This is a genomic window from Acidobacteriota bacterium (assembly GCA_028875575.1).
GTDB lineage: Bacteria > Acidobacteriota > Terriglobia > Versatilivoradales > Versatilivoraceae > Versatilivorator.
Genome location: JAPPDF010000101.1, coordinates 53,480 through 76,184, shown reverse-complemented (window position 1 = coordinate 76,184; position 22,705 = coordinate 53,480). Strand labels below are relative to the sequence as shown.

At 60.6% G+C, this 22,705-nt stretch carries 17 protein-coding genes; 10 read left to right on the top strand and 7 right to left on the bottom strand.

Annotation, left to right across the window (positions count from 1 at the left end; genetic code table 11):
* Nucleotides 1-7: 7 nt before the first annotated feature.
* Nucleotides 8-961 (top strand): cysteine synthase A, encoded by a 954-nt coding sequence (cysK, locus tag OXI69_17800; GenBank protein MDE2667999.1) that lies wholly within the window; start codon nt 8-10, stop codon nt 959-961.
* 846 nt (nt 962-1,807) lie between these two features.
* Here cysK and OXI69_17795 read toward each other — a convergent pair.
* Nucleotides 1,808-2,164 carry a hypothetical protein gene (locus OXI69_17795; GenBank protein ID MDE2667998.1) on the bottom strand — a complete coding sequence of 119 codons (357 nt, stop codon included), beginning with the start codon at nt 2,162-2,164 and terminating at the stop codon, nt 1,808-1,810.
* A 79-nt stretch (nt 2,165-2,243) separates the two neighbouring features.
* Complete coding sequence (locus tag OXI69_17790) at nt 2,244-2,750, bottom strand: hypothetical protein (GenBank protein MDE2667997.1); 507 nt, start codon at nt 2,748-2,750, stop codon at nt 2,244-2,246.
* Between the two features lie 450 nt (nt 2,751-3,200).
* On the opposite strand from OXI69_17790, the gene OXI69_17785 reads away from it, so the two are divergent.
* From OXI69_17785 to OXI69_17760, 6 genes are all read left to right on the top strand, one after another.
* Nucleotides 3,201-5,159 (top strand): hypothetical protein, encoded by a 1,959-nt coding sequence (locus OXI69_17785; protein ID MDE2667996.1) that lies wholly within the window; start codon nt 3,201-3,203, stop codon nt 5,157-5,159.
* Nucleotides 5,160-5,193: 34 nt separating this feature from the next.
* Nucleotides 5,194-7,761, top strand: a complete 2,568-nt coding sequence (locus OXI69_17780) for a DUF1553 domain-containing protein (protein MDE2667995.1) — start codon at nt 5,194-5,196, stop codon at nt 7,759-7,761.
* A 288-nt stretch (nt 7,762-8,049) separates the two neighbouring features.
* The gene (locus OXI69_17775) at nt 8,050-9,393 is read left to right on the top strand and encodes a DUF1501 domain-containing protein (protein ID MDE2667994.1); all 1,344 of its coding nucleotides are present in this window, start codon (nt 8,050-8,052) and stop codon (nt 9,391-9,393) included.
* Nucleotides 9,394-9,574: 181 nt separating this feature from the next.
* Complete coding sequence (locus OXI69_17770; GenBank protein ID MDE2667993.1) at nt 9,575-10,459, top strand: hypothetical protein; 885 nt, start codon at nt 9,575-9,577, stop codon at nt 10,457-10,459.
* Nucleotides 10,460-10,532: 73 nt separating this feature from the next.
* On the top strand, nt 10,533-12,149 hold the full coding sequence (locus tag OXI69_17765) for a hypothetical protein (protein ID MDE2667992.1): 1,617 nt from the start codon (nt 10,533-10,535) through the stop codon (nt 12,147-12,149).
* A gap of 72 nt (nt 12,150-12,221) precedes the next feature.
* Complete coding sequence (locus OXI69_17760; GenBank protein MDE2667991.1) at nt 12,222-13,061, top strand: alpha/beta hydrolase; 840 nt, start codon at nt 12,222-12,224, stop codon at nt 13,059-13,061.
* A gap of 16 nt (nt 13,062-13,077) precedes the next feature.
* Here the strand turns inward: OXI69_17760 and OXI69_17755 are convergent, their stop codons facing one another.
* From OXI69_17755 to OXI69_17745, 3 genes are all read right to left on the bottom strand, one after another.
* A complete protein-coding gene (locus tag OXI69_17755; GenBank protein MDE2667990.1) occupies nt 13,078-14,925 on the bottom strand; it encodes a CocE/NonD family hydrolase in 1,848 nt (615 codons plus the stop codon).
* 86 nt (nt 14,926-15,011) lie between these two features.
* Nucleotides 15,012-16,724, bottom strand: coding sequence for a hypothetical protein (locus OXI69_17750; protein ID MDE2667989.1), 1,713 nt, complete (start codon nt 16,722-16,724; stop codon nt 15,012-15,014).
* Nucleotides 16,725-17,040: 316 nt separating this feature from the next.
* Nucleotides 17,041-19,938, bottom strand: coding sequence for a VCBS repeat-containing protein (locus tag OXI69_17745; protein MDE2667988.1), 2,898 nt, complete (start codon nt 19,936-19,938; stop codon nt 17,041-17,043).
* A gap of 403 nt (nt 19,939-20,341) precedes the next feature.
* On the opposite strand from OXI69_17745, the gene OXI69_17740 reads away from it, so the two are divergent.
* The 3 genes from OXI69_17740 (at nt 20,342) to OXI69_17730 (ending at nt 21,876) form a co-directional block, all read left to right on the top strand.
* Nucleotides 20,342-21,295, top strand: coding sequence for a dihydrodipicolinate synthase family protein (locus OXI69_17740; protein MDE2667987.1), 954 nt, complete (start codon nt 20,342-20,344; stop codon nt 21,293-21,295).
* 131 nt (nt 21,296-21,426) lie between these two features.
* Nucleotides 21,427-21,606: a type II toxin-antitoxin system HicB family antitoxin gene (locus tag OXI69_17735; protein ID MDE2667986.1), complete on the top strand. Its 180-nt coding sequence runs from the start codon at nt 21,427-21,429 to the stop codon at nt 21,604-21,606.
* A gap of 18 nt (nt 21,607-21,624) precedes the next feature.
* Nucleotides 21,625-21,876: a hypothetical protein gene (locus OXI69_17730; GenBank protein ID MDE2667985.1), complete on the top strand. Its 252-nt coding sequence runs from the start codon at nt 21,625-21,627 to the stop codon at nt 21,874-21,876.
* On the opposite strand, the gene OXI69_17725 is transcribed toward OXI69_17730, so the two are convergent.
* Nucleotides 21,854-22,291, bottom strand: a complete 438-nt coding sequence (locus OXI69_17725) for a PIN domain-containing protein (GenBank protein MDE2667984.1) — start codon at nt 22,289-22,291, stop codon at nt 21,854-21,856. The two genes, OXI69_17730 and OXI69_17725, sit on opposite strands and share 23 nt — an antisense overlap.
* Entirely contained in the window at nt 22,260-22,511 is a 252-nt protein-coding gene (locus OXI69_17720) for a DUF6364 family protein (GenBank protein MDE2667983.1), read from the bottom strand. Before OXI69_17720 ends, OXI69_17725 begins: the two co-directional genes overlap by 32 nt.
* Nucleotides 22,512-22,705: the final 194 nt, after the last annotated feature.

Here is a 22,705-nt window from a genome sequence, read left to right as displayed (position 1 = left end):
GACCGCCATGGCGAGGATCGCAAACAATGTCCTTGAATTGATGGGCAATACCCCCCTGGTGCGGCTGAATCGTGTGACAGCCGGGGCGGTGGCCACGGTGGTGGCCAAGCTGGAATCTCACAATCCTGCCGGGAGCGTCAAGGATCGTATCGGGATCAGCATGATCCATGAAGCCGAGAGGATGGGCGCCATCGACAAGGACACGGTGATCATCGAGCCGACCAGCGGCAACACCGGAATTGCCTTGGCCTTCGTCTGCGCGGTCAAGGGGTATCGGCTCATTCTTTCCATGCCCGATACCATGAGCGTGGAACGGCGCACGCTCCTCAAGGCCTTCGGTGCGGAACTGGTCCTGACTCCAGGGTTTGAGGGCATGAAGGGCGCCATCAGGGCAGCCGAGAGGTTGGCGGCCGAGACTCCCAATTCGTGGATACCCCAGCAGTTCCGCAATCGGGCCAATCCCAAGATTCACCGCGAGACGACTGCCGAAGAGATTTGGAATGATACCGAGGGACAGATCGACATCTTTGTGGGAGGCGTCGGCACGGGCGGCACCATTACCGGAGTGGGGGAGATCCTCAAGTCCAGGAAGCCGGGCTTTCAAGCCATCGCCGTGGAACCGGAGGATTCCGCGGTAATCTCCGGCGGGAGTCCCGGGTGGCACGAGATCCAGGGAATCGGCGCCGGCTTTATTCCGGATATTCTCAACACGGGGGTGATCGACGAGGTGATCCGGGTCACCAACGAGCAGGCCATTCACATGGCCCGTCGCTTGATCAGGGAGGAGGGGTTGCTGGTCGGGATCTCCTCCGGAGCCGCCGCTCACGCCGCGGTAGAGGTGAGCAAACGGCCGGAAAACGAAGGGAAACTGATCGTGACCGTTCTTCCCAGCACCGGCGAGCGTTATCTGAGTACATCGCTGTTCGAAGACTTGAATGGCGACCCGCCGACCGGGTTTTGACCTGCGCTGCCAGGCAAGTCCGGTTCCCAACCTGCCGTGCGGATCATTCAGAGGGAAACAGGGGCCTCTTGCGAAGCTCGGAGACTGAGGCCCGCTCCGGCGCGACTGCGGGCTTAATCTCCTATGTGGCGATCTTGCTAGTTCCGTCCCCCCCACCGGTTCGACTGCGGGCGGAGCCCTTGTCTCACCGACTCCCCCTCCAGGGGGGAGTGATAGAGTTCTACTGGAAGCCTTGTGCTGGCCTCAATCACTCCCCCCTGGAGGGGGAGTCGCAGAAGCCGAGCCGAATGGCGAAGGCTGATGCGGTGGGGGGGCGGCGCCGCGCCTCCCAGATGCGGCTTCAGCCAGCCAAGCGAAGTCTGATGGGTGGGGGGAGCCGGCTCCAGCCCCTGGCTAACTGCCGGGGTCTCGCCGCTCGGCCCGCGCCCCCGGGGCCGGCGCCCGGGGGATATCCCAGTAAATAAGCACGTTTCCCCTTGCAGTGTTGTGGGATATGGAGGAGCTGCGTAGCTGCGGCTCAGGGTCGCCTGCAGGGTAAGCCCGGCGAAGCCTGGAGAGGTCGCGTTTGGCAGCGCAATCGGCGTTCTCCTTGGGGCGGAAGTGTCAACCCGGGGTCGTATGAGTTCGCGCCAACCTGGCCGCGAATGCGGCGAATAGCAAGCACCCGTTCAGAAACGCATCGCCTCTCCAAATAGACGCCGCCTCACGCCACCATCACCCGCTGCCGCCACATACGCAGCGCCGCGTCTGTCGATGGGCATTGAAAATTGCAGGGTTTTGGGCACCGAAAGTGGCAGCGGCGGCCTTGCGCTCTGTGACCGTAACCGATCCGTTTGGCAGGGAGGCTCAATCGGTTGAGGAGGAGGCGTCGGTGGCGGGAGGTGAATTGGGAAACCGGCGGTTGCCCATGTTGGCGATTTCCAGGACGAAATTGGCCACCATCCAAAGAGCGGCCAACAAGGTGACAGCTATCTTTGCCGGCTGAGCGTCCGGCAAATTGATCAGGTAGATCAACATGATCGCCAGGATCAGGGGAATGGAGACCAGGTAGCCCAGAAAGGCCAGCCCGCCGATGAGCCTGGCGGCGCTGCCCATGCGGCCGCGCATCTTCTGCCAGTGGCGCCCGGCAAAAAAACGCCCGGTCATGATGCCCACCACAAATCCGGGAATGGAGATGAGGTAATAGGTCTCGAAATTCAGCAAGGTGAGCCCTCCCAAAGATCCTTGCGGGCCTGATTCAAGGCCGCTCCATCCAGGGTAGATGGCGGCAATACCTGGAACCCTATGGCTGTATGGTTTCGGTTCTGAAGAAAACAGTGATCTGCCAAATGTTTCCAACTTTGGTCAGCAGCCACTGCCCGTCTCCCGTCACGCTCTCAATGCCCTGATCGGCGTATCTGTCCGATGTCTTGACATAGCGTGATCGAACCACCGCAGAGTTGTGGGTGATGGTCACCTCGGGCTGTCCGAGTCGGAGGCGAATGCCCTGCTCAGGTTGGAACAGCTCGTGGTAAAGAACGAGCGCCTGAGCCAGACTGTAGCTCCTGCCGCTGTTTCCATCGATTTCCACGAAAGACTCCTCGCAATCCCGCATCAGCAGGAGCGCATCCCGGAGCCGATATGCCTCGACCTGCCTTTCCAGGATCTGGAGAATCGCTTCCGAGTCGGCCTGGGTGGTCTCCACCGGGGTTTCGACCCGGGGCGGGGCGACAACCAATTCCCGGCCCACAAAAAAGCCGATGATCCCTCCAACCGACAGGACGATCAGAATGTAAAGGTATGGCTTCATGATCGGGCCTCAAGTGTGATCTTTCTGAGTTACTTGTCAAGGCTTTTGTGGTCCGGGGTCACTCGTGTTCTGTCTCAGAAATAGTGTTGCCATCTCCGATGGAGGTTCCACCGGGAAACAGTCGGCAGGAGAGGCTCATTGCGTTTCAGCTAACAGGCATCGTTCTGCTTTCCCTGACCGGAACCTCCATCGGCCCAAGGGGTTCGGGGGGAACGCCACCGTCTTCGTCGTCGCTCCTCCTCACAATGAAGGGGCATTGCATCGTCGTCGCTCCTGAAATCCGGCGCCGTTGGGCTCCGAAAGGTGACAACCCTGTTACTGAGACGGAACACGAGCTTCCTTTCGAGTTGTCAGGTTGGCCTGGTCTCTGTATATTGGGGCTATCCGGTGCACACCCAAAGGCTTACACTTGGCAAGCATCCGCCCGGCCCGTTGACAGGAAAAAGGTCCATGAGGCTACCTCTCCGTGCGTTCCTGGTCGTTTCCCTATTCCTGGCCGCTTCAGGAAACTCGGTATCTGCGAAGGAGAAAGCAGATCCGCAAGTCAAATCCCTGTTCCCTCTGGGTGGACAGCCGGGAACGAGTTTCGAGGTGCGCATTCGAGGAGAGAATCTGGGCAGCGTCTATGGTGTCTGGTTTGACTGCGACGCGCTCGAGGCGGAAGTCCGGAAGATAGAGAAGACGGTTGAAGAGGTCGACGTCGTTCAGCAGGCCGGTACAACGGCCAAAGACACCAAGGAGTTCCACCACGTCGTCCTGAAACTCCATGTGGACGACAAGGCGGCCGTGGGTGCTCATACTTTTCGACTGGTCTCCCGCCAGGGACTCTCGAACCCACTGTCGTTGCTGGTCAATCCCGAGCCGCAGATCCACGAAAGCGAGCATTCCATCAGTTCCCCGTCGAGCGCCCAGCACATCCGATTTCCGGTAGTTGTGAACGGCAGGCTCGGTCACCCCAGCGAACTGGACTACTATGCTTTTGATGTCGCCGAAGGAGAGCACCTGCGTTTTGAATTGATCACCTCCACCTTTGCCGCCGCAACCGTGGCCGGCGACCCGCAGCTGATCCTCTACGAGCCCGCGGGAAGCTGGTTCGATCCTCAGCGGATCGTACGGTTGGAAGTCAGGGACGAAACGGGCCCCGGTCCGGGAACTCACCAGTGGGTGACCTCTCATTTCCTGCCGAGATTGATTCGCCGATTCGACAAGAAGGGGCGCTATTTGGCGGAGGTAGGGACATTGGAGGGTCAAGGAGGCCCCGACTATTCTTACCAGCTTCGGGTCATTCCCACGCCGGCACGGGATTCGGGAGCCAGCCACCGCCGTTTTCCGGGCGATCCCGCCCACGGTTCAAGTCCCCTTGTCTGGCAGGAACGGGATTTTTCCAGAAGGATCGATCGCGATCACCTCAGCCGTTTGTGGTCGCGGGCGATCCGGGTCTCGGAACCGGACCAGCAGGGCAAGACCGCCGATGGTGCCAAAGACTCTGCTCGCCCCAAAAATTCCAATCGGTCACCAACGTCGGAAGGCATCGATCGATCCAACACGCTTCGGTTGCCGATTCCGACCCGGGAAGAAGAACCGAACGATTGGGCCTCGCGGGCAGCGCAACTGTCCATTCCGATGACGGTGGAGGGGGCCATACAACATCCGGGTGACGTGGATATCTTTCGATTTGAAGCGGGATCGGGAGAGGCATTGGCATTCGAAATCGAGACGCCCGACACCGTGCCGCCCTTCTTCAATCCGCACCTGATTGTCGTCGACGGTAAAGGAACGGAACTGGTGAGCAACATCTACCGGGAAGTGGCAGGCGTGGGAGACGACTGGATCAAGTCCATAAAAGCCAAGACCGTTTACACCTTCGAGCAAGCGGGGGAATATTTCTTGCAGGTTCGCGATCTGACCACCCGAAGAGCTGCCCCGCACTTCCGATATCGCGTGCTGGTTCGCCCGCAGGTGCCCCACCTGGGAGAGGTTGCCGTCAAAATCGGGAGAGGGGAAGTGGTCGATCACATCAACTTGCGGAGTGGAGAAACCCGGAAGCTCACCGTGGTGACCGAGCCGGAGGAGGGCTTTGACGGGGAAATCGCCCTGACACTGGAGAATCTTCCCACCGGGGTGCAAGCTCTTGCCGCGGCGACGACCAGGGTCAACCCTCGCCTGTTGGAGACGGGAAACGGACGCGGGGCAATGCACAAGGAGCGATTTTTCCCGCCTCGTCACTTGGCCACCATGGTCCTGATGGCCGGTCGGGACGCCCCCGCAACGCCGATGCCCCAACAGATCCGGTTGACGGCTCGGCCCATTGTCGATGGGAAGATCGGCAAGGCGCTGGCGGTGCAGGAAATCCTGTTGATGATCAGTCGTCCGGAGACCGAGCAGGCCACGATGGCCGCAAGGAACTGAGACGCATTCCATTTCACCGAACCGGGAAATACTCTTGAGCACAGGGCTGAAAATGACGGGCCGGCATTGGGTCAAGGGAGCGGTAGTGACCGTGCTGATACTGAGCCTCGGCCATCGGGAGGCGGGCTCCGAGGGTGTGCGCTGGAATTCGGGTGAGCCGGAGTTGGTATCCATTCGGCTGGAGCCGGAGGCGGTGGAGCTGCAGGGGACGGGTGCGACACGGCGATTTCTGGTGCTGGGAGAATTCTCGGATGGCCTGCAGCGAGAGGTGACTTCCGCCAGCCGGTTAACGATTGCGGACCCGTCTATCGCGCGGCTGGGGGCATTGGGACAGGTGGTTTCGGTGAGTTCGGGACGGACGGAGTTGAGAGCCGAATTGGGAGGCAGGGCGGCGCAGGCAGGGATTTTGACGGTGGGCACCGGGCGGAGACGCCCGTTCAGCTTCAGTTGGGACATCGGAGGGATATTGACCAAGCGCGGCTGCAACGGCAGCAGCTGCCACGGAGGGGTGAAGGGGAGAGGAGGATTCCGGTTGTCGTTGGATGCTACCGATCCGGCGGAAGACTACCAGTGGATTGTGCGCGGAGGGGGATACCAGGTCCTGACGGCTGAGCCGCTGGGTCCGCGCCATTCGCGCGTTGACCTTGACCGGCCTGAAGAGAGCCTGCTGTTGCGGAAACCGAGCTTCAAGGTGGCTCACGGAGGAGGGGAGCGGCTGGGAGTGGAGACGGCGGACTATGAGGCGGTATTGAACTGGGTGAGCCGGGGAGCCGGTTTTGAAGGGAATGGGGAGGCAGGACTCAAGGTAGAGCGAGTGGAGGTGTTTCCGGGCGAAGCGGTGATTGAGGAGAAAGGAAAGCACCAGTTGGCGGTAACGGCCTATTTTTCGGATGGTCGTCAGGAAGACATCACCGGGCAAGTGAGGTATGAATCGCTCAACGAGGAAGTCGTGCGGGTCGGTGAAGATGGGCTGGTTGAAGCCGTAGGCAATGGAGAAGCGGCGATCATGATCCGGACGGCGGGTCGAGCCGCCGAAGTGCGGTTTGGGGTGATCGGGGAGGCGATACAGGAGTATCCGGAGGTTCCGCGGCAGAACTTCATCGATGAGGAGGTTTTTGGGAAGCTGCGGCGATTTCACCTGATTCCGTCGGAGTTGTCGGAGGATGGGGAATTCATCCGGAGAGTGTGTCTGGACTTGACCGGGACGTTGCCACCGCCCGAACGGGTACGGGAATTTTTGGGCAGCCGGGAGGAGGACAAGCGGGAGAAGCTGATCGAGGCGCTGCTGGAATCCCCGGAGTATGTGGACTACTGGACCTTCCGCTTTGCCGACCTCTTCCGGGTCAGGGGACACTATCGGTGGGTTCATGTCTATTGGGAGTGGGTCAGAAAGAGCCTGGCCGCAAACAAGTCCTACGATCAAATGGCGCGGGAAAGCATTGCGGCTCAAGGCTACGATGGCCCCTCGCGAATCTACCTGATCGACAACAACAAGCCCCCGGCCTTGGAACGGATCGTGGCCGAGCAGTTTCGGGTCTTCATGGGCCGAAGGATGGATTGCGCCCAGTGCCATAACCATCCCTATGACCGTTGGACGCAGGATCAGTTCTGGGGACTGGCGGCTTTCTATCGCCGCGTGACCAATACCGATTGGGCATTCGACAACGTGGTCTTCGACGATCCCGACGGGCACGAGGTGAATTTCGGGGAGGGTAAGAGCGCGCTGTCCTTCCGAGAGAACCGCCACCCGCGCACCAAACAGTTGGTGCCGCCGACCTTCCTCGATGGTCGAGTGCTACCCGGCCGGGACCGTCGCGACCTCCGACGGGAGTTGGCCACCTGGATGACGACCCATCCCTACTTTGCCCAAGCCATGGTTAACCGGATGTGGGGTCATTTCTTCGGAAGAGGGATTGTGGATCCGGTCGACGACTTTCGCCTGGGCAACCCGCCGACCCATCCGAGCTTGTTGAATCGGTTGGCTGTGGACTTTCAGGAGCACGGCTATGACCTGAAGCATCTGATGCGGCGGATTGTTTCTTCCAGGACCTACCAACTTGGCAGTCGACCCAATGCCAACAACGGGGGGGACCGTCTGAACTACTCGCGGGCCTACCCTCGACCACTGGAAGCGGAGGTTCTTCTGGACGCGATTTCGACTGTAACCGGCGTTCCGGAGCTGTATATGGCCGAGGGGATGTTGAGCGGAACGGCGCCGCCCGGGACCCGAGCCATCAATCTGAAATATCCCGCCAGCTACGCCAATCGGTTTCTGGAGGTCTTCGAACGCCCCAAGCGGGATGTGGTCGTGGCCAGAGACGGCAAGGTAAACCTCATGCAGGCCCTCCATATGACGGTGAGCCCCACCTATAACGAAAAGTTGGGTAAAAAGGGAGGGCGGATCGATCGGTTGCTCCAACGGAAAGCTTCCAACCGAGAGATCATTGAAGAACTCTACCTGGCTGCCCTTTCACGGTTCCCGAACGAAGAGGAACAGGCCGGTTTGGAGAGTCTGATCCAGAAGCAGACTTCCAGGCGAGAGGCCTTGGAAGATCTGCTTTGGGCTGTGATTTGTTCACGCGAGTTCGCCAGCAACCACTAGTGTTCTGTAACAGAAATAGGGTTGCCATCTTTCGGAGCGCAACGGTGCCGGATTCTAGGAGCGACGACGAGCCAATGCTGTTCATTGCGAGGAGGAGCGACGACGAAGACGGTGCCGTTCCGCCCGAACCCGCAGGGCCGATGGAGGTTCCGGGGAGGGTGAGCGCAACGGTGCCATCTGGCTGAAACGCGACGCGTCTCTCCTACCGACCGTTTCCCGGTGGAACCTCCATCGGAGATGGTAATCTTATTTCTGTTACAGGACACTAGCCCGGATGAGGAGCCACTCATGAACCAATTGGAGGGATTGAGTCCAACCAGCCCGATCAGCCGTCGAGCGGTCTTGAGGGCGGGATCCCTGGGTTTCCTGGGGATCACCCTCGGTCGAATCCTGGAACTCGAAGCGGCATTGGGTGCGGTGAAGGGTAGGCCCACCAGCAAAAGGGCCGAGGCCTGTATTCTGCTCTGGCTGGACGGCGGACCGAGTCACATCGACACCTGGGATCCCAAACCCAACAGCTCCTTCAAACCCATTTCCACCAACGTGCCGGGAATTCAGATCTCGGAGCTGCTGCCGAGGATGTCCAGGAAAATGGACAAGCTGGCGGTCATCCGCTCGATGCACACCGAGGAAAATAACCACGGGGTGGCCCACCATTACGCCATGACGGGACACAGACCCAGCCCGGCCATGAAGTTTCCTGCATTCAGCTCCGTCATTACAAAGGAGCTGGGACAGCGCCACAACGTTCCTCCCAACGTCATGGTTCCGGAGATCAGCGCCAGCGCTCGCGACTATTTCAGGTCCCACTTCTTGGGAGCCCAGTACGATCCGTTGCAGATCCCGAACCCGAACCGGCAGGACTACAACATTCCCGAATTGAGCTTGCCCGAGTCCCTCACGCTTGAAAGGATCGAGGCTCGCAATGCGTTTCTCAAGCTGGTCGACGGGCGTTACCGTCAAGCGGTTGAGAGCACCGAGTACGCCAATCTGGACAAGTTTCGACAGCAGGCCCTGAAAATGGTCTTGTCGCAGTCGGTGCGGCAAGCCTTCGATCTTTCCCGGGAGCCTGAAAAGCTCAAGGACGCCTATGGCCGGCACATGTTCGGCCAAAGTGTGCTCATTGCCCGGCGGCTGGTGGAAGCAGGCAGCCGTTTTGTGACGGCTTACGACCGGAAGCGGGTCGAGACCGGGCGCAATTGGGACACCCACGGCACCAATGACAAGCAGCACAAGGACGTCCTGGTGCCCGTGCTGGATCAGACCCTCTCCACGTTGTTGACGGATTTGGAGGAAAGGGGCCTGCTGGAATCGACCCTGGTGATTGCCATGGGCGAGTTCGGCCGGACCTACGATCTCAACCCCGGAGGAGGCAGGGATCACTGGTGCCACTGCTGGTCGATGGTCCTGGGGGGAGGAGGCATCCGTGGAGGGCAGATCATCGGCGCCAGCGACGAGCGGGGAGCCTACGTAGCGGACCGCATGGTGACCATTGGAGATCTGCTGGCCACCATCTACAAGGCCCTGGGCATCGATTGGACCCGGGAGTATATGCACCCCATTGGCCGTCCCCTCAAGATCGCCAACTCCATCAACGACGAAACCGGAAAGCCGATCGCGGAGTTGATCTGAGCGGCTTCGACCGCAGGCGGACTGGCGCTCCATTCCATCTCCGGGTGGCAGGAAACCTGAAACCGCAGCCTCTATTCTTCGGGGCAAAGGGTCGATCCGGAGCGTTCCCCCACTGAACGATTAACAGGTTGCCCTTCGGGCCGCTGATCTCTCCCGCAGATCTCGGAAAGGAGAGAACGTCGTGAAGAAATACCCACTCCGAAGGGCGCCTCGACGGGAATCGGAGCCCTTCCTGAGTCGCCGCGCCTTTATTCAGGCCGGCGCCGGTTCGTCTCTGTTGGGAGCCGCCGGCGCCTGGATGGGGGGATGCGGGTCTGCCGGGAAATCCTCGGGCGGGCAGTGGCCGGTGATCGACTATGGTCAATCCTTCATCTCGGGCACGGTCTCCTCAAACCGGGTTCGCTTCCTGGTAGAGTCCCGCACGCGCATCCTCGATGAACGCACCGGCACGACCCATGACTACTATCAGTGCGCTTCCTGCAAGAGCGAGAACACTTTCGCCCGGAAAGACCTCTTCATGGAGGACAACTACGACTTCATTCCCATCTTCGGTCCTGAGGACGGCATTCTCTTTCGACGCAAGGCCTATCTGAATCCTCGCTACCGGGAATGGAGAAAGGCGGAGGACCTTTGGGGGGGACAGATCTATCAAGTGAAAACGCCTCGAGCCAACCGACTGGTGTCGACGACAGACGAAATCCACCGAGCTACCGCCGAAGCGCTTCCCCTGGTCGCCCAAACCGAAATCAACGGGGCGGATACCGGCTTGACGGCCATCATTGAGTTTCCCGTCAAGACCATGAACATTCGAGATGAAGAACCGACCTATCAGGTGGATACGGGGCCCATTGCCTTTCCCGACCTGAGCCGGCGCCATGAGCGTTTGCCTGACGCACTCTCGTTGGCCTTCGTTGCGTTCAACGCTCCTCACTTTGCCGATTTCGTTATCGAGGACGAGACCCCGATCCTCCAGGACGACCGGGAATTGACCCGGGTCCACCACTATTCGCGGATTCTAAGTCTGCCGGCAACGAACAGAATCTTTGCAATTGAAGGACGTGAATAGCGCGTTGCACGACCAATTTTGCGGAAGGCTCATTGAAGGATGGAACCCGGCTCTGGGTGAAAGGAAATTTCCCATGAAGTACGCATGGCGAATGGCAGCAGTGCTCCTCATTCTCTTCGGAGGTTGTGCGGGCACCGAGGAGCCCGCGAGGGGGCCCGCACGGGAAGGTCGCATTCTCTACAACAGCGATACCGGTAACGCCTTTGCCGAATTCTGGAGTTCGGGGGCTCCGTTGAGCGAGATGGACGCGGAAGCCGTGCAGAGGGTGGTGGCCCGGGGCGTGGATGAGCTGGCCCGGTCGGGAGTGGATACGCTGGCCATGGTGGTCAGCCACCGCTTTCACTCCCTTTACGGACCCTCCGATGTTCTGGAGGAACATTGGAGGCATTCCGACAAGGACGGCGGTTATCGCTCGCTACGGGAGGCGGGGGTCGATTTCCGGCAATTGATGGCGGAGCTTTCCCATCGGAGCGGCATGGAATTTCTCGGTTGCATCCGCATGAATGACCGCCACGGCGGTCCGGTGGGACGGTTCATTGAAGAGAACCCTCAGTGGCATCTCAAGCTGCCCAGGGGGCCGGCCATCGACTTCGCTCCCGAACCGGTGCGGCAAAAGATGCTCGACTACATTGAAGAGCTGGTAGCGGCCGTTGACCTCGACGGACTGGAACTGGACTACATGCGCTGGTGCCACATGTTCCCACCGGGCGAAGGAAGCAGCAACGCCCACTTGCTGACCGACTTCATGCGGAAGATTCGCAATCTGCTGGAGGCGGCCGCGGAGCGGAGAGGCCGGGATCCCCTGGTCCTGGGCGTGCGCGTGGCCCAGACGCTGGAGGAGTGCGAGTACCTCGGTTTCGACCTGGCCGCCTGGATCAAGCAGGGGCTGGTCGATTTCGTGGTGCCCTCCGATTTCTTCTACACCGACCTCAACACCCGGGTGGAGGACTTCGTCAAGCTGGCCGAAGGGACCGACTGCCGGATCTATCCGGCCATCCACCCCATCACCTATCGGGGAGACGACGTAGGAATCAACAACCTGTCCCACTACCGCGCAGCCGCCCGGAACTTTTACGCCTACGGAGCCTCCGGGGTGGAAGCCTATAATTATCAGTACCATTGGGGACGGCGCATCGGCCGCAATACGCCCTGGCCGGCTTACATGTGGCCTGCCGCCCTGGGTTACCTGCACCATTTGAAAGACCCGGAGGACATTGGGCGGCACGACCGGCACTACAGGTACTATCCACTGTGGGAAGAAGGCGCGCCTACGGAAACCGGCCCCAAGGATGACCGCATCAGGCTGGACCGGGGCACTCCCGACCCGTCCGGCTCCCAGGGGTTTCGGCTGGCCGAGGACCTGAGCGACAAGCGTCTGCGGGCCACCCTGCAATTCAAGGCCGTGGGGCTGGCCGCGGACGAGTCCCTGCAGATCGCGCTCAACGGGAATCCCGTACCGAACCCGCAGATCACCCGACACTTTGACCAGGACGGGCAGAACCGCTGGGAGGGCAAAGTGCTGCCCGCTCACTATCTGTACATCGTCGATCTGGATTCAGGGTCGCCGCAACCGCTGCTCGCCCATGGAGACAACCGCCTCCAGGTCCGCCTCGCCGCAAACAGTTCCCAGACCAAGGGGGAAGTGATTCTGGATGAACTGGAGGTCTATGTCTACCGGAGGGAGAATTAGTACAAAGCTGACCGGGGAGGGAACAGGCTGGTGTGTGCAGTGCGGCCAATGCTGTTGGGCTGGTTGACCATCATGCTGTTGACGGTCCGACCGGAGGCAGGGAATCCGTCGCCGGCCCAAAGCGGCTTTTTAACATCGAGTGACGGGGTTCGGCTGCATTATCTCCAGGCCGGTCAGGGGCACAGCATAGTTTTTGTCCCGGGTTGGACCATGCCTGCCTGGATCTGGGAACACCAGATCGCCCACTTTTCCCGGCACTATCGCGTCGTCGCCTTCGATCCCCGCTCACACGGCGATTCGGAGCGGGTGACGGATGGACACTACCCGAACCGGCTGGCTCGGGACATCCGGGAGTTGACCCGGCACCTCGAGCTGCCCCCTATCGTCCTGGTCGGATGGTCGATGGGCGCCTTGCAGGTCTTGACCGCCGTGGAGCAGTTCGGGACCGAATGGCTCAGCGCGGTGGTCCTGGTCGATGAAGTCCTGGGATATCCGCCCAATGCCTGGATCGATTCCCGCCGTCAGGGGAAGGGAAGACTGGAACTGCAAGCCGATCGCAAGAGAGTGACCGATCGCTTCGTCCGAGGCATGTACAAGCGGCCGCAGCCGGAGGACTACCTTCAGAGAATCATGGCCGCCTCCCTGCGGACTCCGACCAATGCGGCGGTCACCTTGGGCGCCAGTTTTGCCGCAGTGGGGGATTGGCGCAAGATACTGCCCGAAATCGACCGGCCTCTCCTCTTCGTGGTGACCGAGCCGCAGAGGAAACAGGCGGAAGGGGTCTCGACCGACGTTCCTTCAGCCAGGGTGGAGGTCTTCGAGGGGGCCGGTCACGCCCTGTTTGTCGACGAGCCCGATCGCTTCAATCGACTGCTGGAGGACTTCCTGATCCAGGCCGGATTGGGGCCCTGAAACAAACCCAAGAGCTTCATTCCGCCGGGATAATTGGAAGAAGCAGGTGTGAAGGGTGCTCGGCAGAGTGATGGATGGTCTGCCGAGCCGGTCTCGTGCTTGCACCGGTGCCAAACGCCTCTCCCGTATTGGGGTTGCGGTCGAATTGGGGGAAGTGGCTGCTGGTCACGTCCAGGCGGATGCGATGTCCGGGCAGGAAGGAGTTGCTGGTGTCGACCATATCGATGGTCAGGGCATAGACCCGGTTCTCCTGTAGGAGCTCGGGGCGGTCGGCACCGTTACGGTAGCGGGCTCTCAAGATTCCCTCGGCGACATTGATGGCTCTGCCGTCGGGGTAGACATCCACCAGCTTGGCCACGAAGTCGGTGTCGGGAGCGTCGGAAGCAGCATACAGCACCAGCTTGACGGGCCCGGTCACTTCCACTTCTTTCTCCAGAATACCGGAGGTGTAGACCAGCACATCGCGGCGTTGCTCGATGGGGCGCTGATCCACGGGACCCGCCGGCGTCGGAGTTCCACAGCAGTTGTTGCCTCCCAGACTTGGCACGGGATTGTCGGGGTCGTAGAGGTAGCGGTCGGCAGGAGAATCGGCGGGAGGAGTGTTCCAGCCCAGTCGCCCGTCGCCCCTGGAACTGTTGGCCCCGCCGTCGCTGTTGAGGTAAAGCTTTCGGTAGCGGGTCCCGGGCAGCGGATACTCCTTTTCAAATCGCCATCGATTCCGGCCCATGACAAAGATCTTGACCGGTGTCTCCTGGTCCAGCCCGTTTCTTCCTTGCAGCCAGTAGTCGAACCAGCGGAGCTGCACGGCCATGACGTCCACCGGGGCTTCAGGGCCGAAGTCAAGGTCTCCCGTGGTTCGCGAGGGGCCGTGCCCCCAGGGTCCCACGATCATCTGACTCTGTTGGCGGGCAACCTCCGATCCGCCCCTTTCCCTCATGCCCACGTAGCCGTCGACGGTGCCCTGGGTGAAGATATCGAACCACCCGCCGAAGTTGTGCACCGGAATGGTGATCTTCTCGAACTGTTCGGTTGCGTTGAGTGCCTTCCAGTAGTCGTCGTAGTCTGGATGCTCTATCCACTGGTCGTAGAATTGGGCCTGCCGGCCCAACAGCCGCTGCATGTCCAGCAGGGGCAGGTGCCAGATCACCCGGTCGTAGGCGAGGTTGTCGGAGCCGCTATCGCTCCAGTGCAGGCGGGGGTTCTGTCCGATGCGAGACTCCTGTCGGACCGCGCCCCAGCCAAAGTTGAAGGACAGCCGCCAGCCGCCGTTGAGGGTCACGAAATCGTGATAGGGGCTGGTTGAGGCCACGTCGGGGAAGATGGTGACCAGGTGCGGAGGGGCCTCCTTGGCGGCCTGCCACTGCACCAGTCCCAGGTAGGACTTGCCCAGCATTCCCACCTTGCCGTTGGACCAGGGCTGGCCGGCAGCCCACTCGATGGTGTCGTAGCCGTCCCGGGCCTCGTGGCGAAACGGGTCCCAACGCCCTTCCGATTCGTACCGTCCCCGCACGTCCTGAATCACGAAGACGTAGCCCCGCCGGGAGAAAAATTTCGGCTCCGGTCGGGCCTCGGCACTGTAGGGCGTGCGGGCCACCAGCACCGGGTAGCGGCCCTCGGCCAGAGGGCGATAGACGTCGGCATAGAGAATGGTCCCGTCCCGCATGGGAACGGGGACGCGGTTTTCCAGGAGAATGTCGTTGCGGGGAGGATCGGAGGCGGGAAACCGGGAATCCGATCCCGGGAGGGCCTGGCCCGGCCACAGACAGGCGCAAAGGATCAGCCCGGACAGGAGGGATCTCGTCTGGGGCCTCTCGAGAAACTTTCCTTGCTTTACGTGTCGATCGAATAACTCTCCACTCTCCACTCTGCACTCTCCACTATTTTCAATTGGCCGCGCCGCCTTCCCATGCGACGGGGCGCCAAAATCAAGGCGAAACAGGGGTGTTGCAATCAGTACTCAATGGGCTTGCGCTCGAAGTGGCGGTGCAAGCGGTACTCGATGAAGCAGTCCACATCGTAGAGAGACAGCTTCAGGGAGATTCCCGGATCTCTTTTCAGCAGCGTCACTTTCACCCGGTTCTTGCCCTTTTTGGGGAACTGGTCCGGCCCCAGATAGTAGTCGAAGGCGTAGCCGTAAGGTCCAACGGCGCCCCCGCGGATGAGCCGGTAGGTCATGTCCACCTTCTGCAGGATGGAGTCGGGCAACTCCTTGCCGTTCAGCTCGATGCGCACCTGGTCGTAGTGGGGCTGGTAGTTGGAGAGCCGCACCCGCAACTTCACCGACTTGACTCGACCCAGACCGTGCCAACGGGCCAGGTCGTCGGCAACCTTGAAAGACACCTGGGTCTCCTCTCCCTGGAGCAGTTCCTTGGGAAGGGGGGTGGAACGACCCGGCCACCAGGCCCTCGAGGCGGTACTTCGGGAGGTCGAGCGAACGTGGTAGTGCTTGTCGGCCGTGGCCAAGAGCTCGGGATGCCCCAGCAGACGCAGCGTGTCGTATTCCTGGGCCGTCCAGGGCCATCCGTTGGGAGTCCAGTGGTGGTCGCCGATACCGAAGCCGTCAGCGCCCTGGGCATAGGTGTTGGCGGCGGCCGCCCAGATCATGGTGGGGGTGGAGTAGCGCGCCAACTGCCTCCCCAGGGTGTTGTGGAAGGCGTAGAGCACGCGGCAGCCGGTGCCCCGGGTCAACTCGACCACGGGCTTGAGGTCCAGGTCCTGGTCCATGGTCTCGTCCTCGCCATGGCTGCTGACGCAGAACAGGCCGTCCACCAGCTCTTCCGAGACCCATCCGGGAACTTCGTATCCGATGGTCTTCCAGGCGTCGGGGTGGGCCGGCACCCGGGCGTAAATGCGCTTGCGGCGCCCCTGGGTCTCTTGAGCCTTGTCGGCCACCCGTCGCAGGTCCCGGATCCATTGGGTCATGATGGGGGCCAACTGGTCGGCCTGGTCGAAGCGGCAGAAGGGGGGATTGGAAGTCAGGTTGAGCTCGATGCCGTCGGTCTCATAGCGGGAGAGCAATTCCTCGAAGACACGAAACCGTTCCTGCCGGACCTCGGCGTGCATGAAGCTGAAGCGGCTGGTCGGCATGCCCTCGGCTCTCGGGTCGGGGTCGGGACCCACGTGAAACTGGGGATTGTCCAGGGCAAAGGCCGACCAGCGACCCAGGCCCTCCTGCTCCGCCCGCGTGCCCCCGTGCAGGCTCACCCAGGCGCTGGCCAGCATCAGGATGCCGGTCTCGTGACAGCGGTCGCAGAGGATCTTCATGGGGTCGAGGCCGTCGTCGACCATCTGGCGCAGGATCCTGCCCGCCCTGTACCAGACGTAGTGGGTCCATTTCTTGACCACCGTGCCCCACATTTCGGCCACCTTGCTGTCATAGAGCATGGTGCCGCCCTCGACTCCGGCAAAGTAGACCAGGGTGTCCACCCCGCTGGATGCCATCTGGTCCACGGTGTAGGCATGAGGCTCCGGGGTAAAGGGAGGTTCCATCTGGTAGAGACCTCCGGCGTGACGCCCGTCGTCGAAAAGGAAGACCTTGGGTTCCCGGTCGGATGCCGGCTCATGCTTGCCGTTTTGTTCGGGGGGGGAAGCCGCCGCCAGAGGCACGGCCAGCGTGCCGGGCGCCAGGCTCCCCATGGTCTGCAGGAAGTGTCTGCGTTTCATCTCTGGTCCTCGTTTCCCTTTCCCAAGTTGGATCGGAATAGCTTGTGAGCCTTTTGCAAAATCTGGCAGCGTGACGTTTACCGGGAATGGCCACAAAAGGCACAAAAACACAATTTGTGACTCTTGTGCTTTTTGTGGTTAGAAAGCCTTTTTTACCAGGCCGCACCCGATATTGAAAAAGGCAGAACCTCAGGTCTGCTGGCAAGTTGACCAGCCCTGCTGCGAATTTTGCAAGAAGCTCCTGTAACAGTTACGGCCAGCCGGAACCGGATACCACCCGCAGTGCGCTGCACGAGCCATTCCAATACCGCCGGAATCAGCGCTCGCACTGGATGGCGATCTCGGTCAGGATGGCCGAGTTGCCGCCGTCCGGAGAAGTCAGGAACGCCCGGTACTGCAGCCAACCGTGGTCCCTGGCCAGCCCGGAGAGCGCGGCACCGGACTGCTCGTAGAAGGAATCTTTTCCCGAAGGCCCCTTCCAGGCGGCGTTTCCAAGCCCCACTTCAGTGCCGGCCGAACGGATCTGAAACTTGACCCCGGTCCCCCAGCGGGTTTCCGCCTTCCAGTGGAGGGCGGCAAAGGCGGCTCCCTCGGGAGCCTGGACCGGTGCCGAGGTGTAGTCCCACTGGTAGCGCCGATCGTAAACGCTTCCCGCGTCCACCATGGCGTCCAGGTGCACGCCGACCGTGGGAATATGGTGCCGCCGCTGGCTGGAGAACCCCTCGGGCCCGCCCCAATAGATGTTGGTGCCGGCGGCGTGGTCGAAGTGTTTCTGGTGGTTGGAGACCACCAGGTCCACCCAGCCGTCCCGGTTGAGGTCCAGCGCGTCGATGGCCGACGAGGAATGGGCTTCCAGCAGCGTCCGGCGCTTCTCGCTGAAGTCCCGTCCGGCGCCCCCCCAGTAAATGAATGCCGGCAGTTCCCGGGTCGTATCGGAGCGATAGTTGGTGGTGGCGATGTCCAGGTGGCCGTCCCGATTGAAGTCGGCCACGGTGGCGTCCAGCGTGGTAAACCCTTCCACTCCGCTGCGGGAATCCTCGGAGAAGCCCTGGGGCCCGCCCCAGTAGATCAGGGTGTCGACGTGGACCGTATTTTTCTTTTGGGAGAACCCGCTGGCGAAGACCAGGTCCAGCCAGCCGTCATTGTCCAGGTCGGCCGGCACCGCATGGGGCGTGCCGTTGGCCTTGATGGCCAGCACGTTGTCGGGACGGTATCCCTCGGCGCTCCCCCAGAAGATTTCGGAAATTTCCGTACCTGCCTCGGGATAGATGAGGTCGAGGAAGCCGTCCTTGTTCAGGTCGGCGATGGCCGTGCTCTCGATGGCCGGCCCATCCAGGTCCCAGCGACTGACTTCGGGGTCCTGGAAGCGGCCGGCAGTCCCCCAGACGATGGCCCCTCTTGCCGTTTCTCCCGGATTGGCCGTCATGGCCACCAGGATGTCGAGGAAGCCATCCCGATTCAGATCGGCCACGCTGGTGGCGATGGGCCTGGTGACGGGCAGCTTGGTTTCTTCGGTGAAACCTTCGGACGAGCCCCACAGAACCACGCTGGTCTGGTCCCGATTGACAACCAGGTCGGGATAGTCGTCGTCGTCCAGGTCGGCGATGCTGTACTCCATGTTGGCGCCCGGCTCGATCAGAGTGCTGGCGGCGCTGGAGTAGTAGTGGTCGGGGCGACCCCAGAAGATGGCCGTGGGCAGCACGCCGGTGCCGCTGTGGTGGGAGACCAGCAGAATATCGGGGTGGTCGTCCCGGTTGAAGTCGGCCACGCCGCTGCTGATGGTGCCGAAGCCGGTGAGCTCCGTCCGCCGGTGGGCCGCAAAGCCGTCGGGCCGTCCCCAATAGATGTAGCTGGGCACATCGGTGCTGTCGGAGCCTCGAGAGTTGCCGAACAGGAGATCCAGCACACCGTCTCCGTTGAGATCGGCGGCTTGAACGGTGGCGGCCCCCTGGGTGGGCAGATCGGTGCGCCGTTTCGGGTCGAACCCGTCCGGAGTCGCCCAGTAGATGGTCGAGTCGACAAGGGGATCGGCCCGCCCCCCGGAGTTGGCCAGAACCAGGTCGATCCGCCCGTCCCGGTTCAAATCGGCGGCCTGCATACCCAGGCAGTCGTTGGCCGGCAGAGTCACGGTTGTTTCGGGAGACAGACCGCTTGTCGAGCCGTAAAAGACGATGGCTTTTTCGGAGCCGGCCACCACCAGGTCGGAGATTGGGTCAGGATTGATGCGGGACGCCAGCAGTGTCTTCATTCCCATGTGGGAGCCTTCCCGGCCGCGAGGTCTCTCGCCCACTTGCAGATCGGCGCTGCTCAGCACTTGACGGCGGTGTTTGCCGAACCCTCCCTTGCCGTCTCCCCAATAGAGATAGAGACTCTGTTCCTGGCTGTTGTGGTTCAGGAAGGCCAGGTCGGCGTGTCCGTCACCGTTGAAGTCGGCCGAGGCCGCGTCGGTGGCGCTGATGGTGGGAAGGGAAGTGCGGCGCGCGGTGTTGAAACCGTTCAGGTTGCCCCAGTAGATGTAGGATTCCAGGTGCTGCCGAAACCCGCTGGTCTCTCCCCTCTCGCTTCCGTGGTTGGCCAGGGCGACATCGGGCAGCCCGTCTCCGTTGAGGTCCTCCACTGCCAGGCCACCGGCCAGCAGGGCGGGCAAGTCGGTGCGATTCTCCGGTCGAAATCCGTCGTCTCCGCCCCAATAGATGTAGGCGGGCTGGTCGGTGCGGTAGTTGTGCTGGAAGTTGCAGATAACGATGTCCAGGTGTCCGTCCAGGTTGAGATCGGCGATCTTGCTGCGGCCTCCCCCCGAGGTCGGCAAACGGGTTACCCGCTTGATCGCGGTCGTCAGTGTCTTGAGCAGGGAAAAGGGCGCCCGGATTTGCCACATGTCGGGCAGCAGAGAAGCGTAGCCCTCCTTGCCGCCCCAGTAGATCAAGGTGTCGGGCGTGTAGACCGAGTTGTGATCCTGGGTGAACACCAGGTCCAGCTCGCCGTCCCGGTTCAGGTCCCAGCGGTTGATGGTCTGGATCCTCCCCTTGGAGGAGACATAGAGGTTGGCGCCGCTGTTGCCGGGCTGTCCGGTTTTCAGGGATTCAAAGCCGCTGTGCCTGATCCAGAGGGAGTCATTGGCCTCCAGCAAGGCTGAGGAAAAAACGGCAAGACCGGCAAGGGCTGCCAGGCAAGCCAGGCAGCTTGTGAACAAGCGGGGCCTGACAAGTTTCACGAAGCGTCTCCTAGGAAGTGAGTTTCCAGATATCCAATGGACGGGGAGGGGGCAAGGCTTTCAAATTGGCCGAGTAGGATATCATAGATCGCCGCCGCGAGGCGGACTGGGGATCGAGGGATTTCTGCTTTCGGAACTGGGGTAAAGGGAAGGACACGCACTCCAGGTCCGGAGCCTTGGGTATTCACAATCTATTGAGCCTTTTGCAAATTCACCAGGGGGACGTTTGCCGGGAATGGCCACAAAAGGCACAAAAACACAATTTGTGACTTTTGTGCTTTTTGTGGTTGGACAGCAGTCTTCACCAGGTCGCACCCGATATTGAAAAAGGCAAAACCTCAGGTTTGCCGGAAATGTGACCTGCCCCGTTGCGAATATTGCAAAATACTCCAGGGACTTGTCTTTGCCAATCGACAATCAAAAATCACAAATCATCAATCAAAAGTCCTGTTACTCGCTGCACGGCATTGTTCCCATCATCAACACGCCGTTCGACGACCACCTCAAGCTCGATTTCCCCTCGCTGGAGCGGTTGCTGGAGCAGTCCATTGCCGACGGCATCGTGGGCTGCATCGTTCCGGCTGTAGCCAGTGAGGTCGACAAGCTCTCGGACCTCGAGCGCCGCCAGTTGGTCGAGCGCGTGGTGGCCATCGCCGATGGACGCATTCAGGTGGTCGCCGGAGCCAGCTCCGAAATCCTGGAAGAGGCCTTCGAATTGGCCAGGCATGGGGTCAAGGCCGGTGCGGACGGGATCCTTTGCCGGGTGCCCGATCGCCTGGAAGGCGACCGGGAAGGCATTGTCAGCTTCTTCACCCGACTCTCGGAAGCGGGAATGGAGATGTTGATGATTCAGGACCTCTCCTGGGGCGGCTACGGCGTCAGCCTCGAAGTCATCCTGGAGCTGTTCGAGAAGATTCCGGCCTTTCGTTGCATCAAGATCGAAACCATACCGGCGGGACTCAAATCCACCCGGGTGTTGGAAGCTACCGAAGGCAGGCTCAACGTTTCCAGTGGCTGGTCCCTGCCGGAAATGATCGAAGCCCTGGATCGAGGCATCCACGGCTTCAATACCACCGCCATCAACAAGCCCTTCGTCCACATCTACCGGCTGCACCGGGAGGGACGGAGAGCCGAAGCCATGGCGCTGTTCGACCGCATTGTTCCCTACCTGGCTTTCGTCCACCAGCACATCGACATTTCCATCCATTTCCTGAAGCGCTACTGCGTGCGGCGAGGTTTTTTTTCCACCCACAACGTGCGCGAGCCCATCCTGCCCTACGACGCCTACCACGAACGCTGCAGCCGGGAACTCATAGAACGGGTTGTGGCCGTTGAGGATGGATTGGGGGACTGGTGATTGTCCTCGAAGGAACCGAAGGAGATGGAGTTCCGGAGGATTCAGGTAGTCACAAGAATCTCTCCTTCCCTATTATTGTACGGTGACCAGGCCGGGCTAAACCGGTTGTGAGGCTGAATGGCGGTGAAATGATGAGACAGGTGGTAGTTTACCTGGGCGAAGATGGCTATTGGGTTGCCGAATGTCCCAGTCTACCCGGTTGCATCAGTCAGGTAAAAACCAGGCAGGAAGCCATTGCCAATATCAAAGAGGCCATTGAAGGTTACATCGTCTCTCTTGAAGAAGACAGTCTGCCGGTTCCAAGCCTATGACCGCGGAGGATGGATGACATGAGTGTCATTACCCCAGAGCTTGAACGATCTTGGACCCAAGTGAGTGCTTTACTCACAATCCAAAATGAGAAGGACTATGACCTGGCGGTGGACCGACTCAATAGCCTCATTGATGAAGTGGGCACCGACGAGCATCATCCGCTGTATTCTCTGCTCGATACGCTCGGAACTCTTGTTCATGCCTGGGAGGAACAACACCATCCCATGCCCAAGTCCCAGGTCTCGATCAAAATGGGTCAACCACGGTAATGCCGTGGTAGGACTGCCCTGAATTCAAGTCTTCAGAAATAATCCGTGTGCAGCCAGCCTTCTCCGCGGCGGCAACTATCAGCGAATCCCAATAGCTGATGCCGTATTCCTTGTGAGTATCGATCGCCCGGCGCACCAGAGACCAATCCAGTTCCACTACCGGTAGAACAGCGGTCCGCTCGATGATTGCCTCTGCTTCTTCAACCGAGAGCGGGTTGGGAATGCGTTTGGTCACCACGCTGAAAAACTCACCCAGCACCTGAACGGATAGAGTGCCCGTTTCATTCTCGATGGCGGAATTTAGCAGTCTTCGAGCCTGGAATTGCTTCTCCGGCTCACTCCGGTCAGCCGCATAGATCAAGATGTTGCTGTCGAAGAAGTCCCTATTTGGCATGGTATCGGCGAGGCCTGTCATACAACTCCTCTCGCGTCCATGTTCGGGGACCCATATCACGGCTCACTTTCTCGAACGTTTCCATCAGTTTGGCCGCGTCCGCCTTTCGTGCCGCGGCATCGCTGCTGGCCACTCGAGTTAGATAGTCCCTCACCATCGCCGTCAAGGTAGTATCCTTGTCGATGGCGATCTTGCGGACCTTCTTCACGATTTCCTCGTCAACGCTCAAGGTAATATTCATATCGGACTCCGAATGGAAAACATTGGAACGTAATAAGGCTGAACCATAATAAGGGTAATGTGCTCGGCAGTCAAGGGGAACTACTCCGAATGGACAGCCAAACGCACATTCGGAATGGAGTTGCATGAAGGGTTACGAGTCTTCCTTTTCGGGCCACTTCCCAAACAGGTCGTCTCGTGGTAGAACTTGGACTA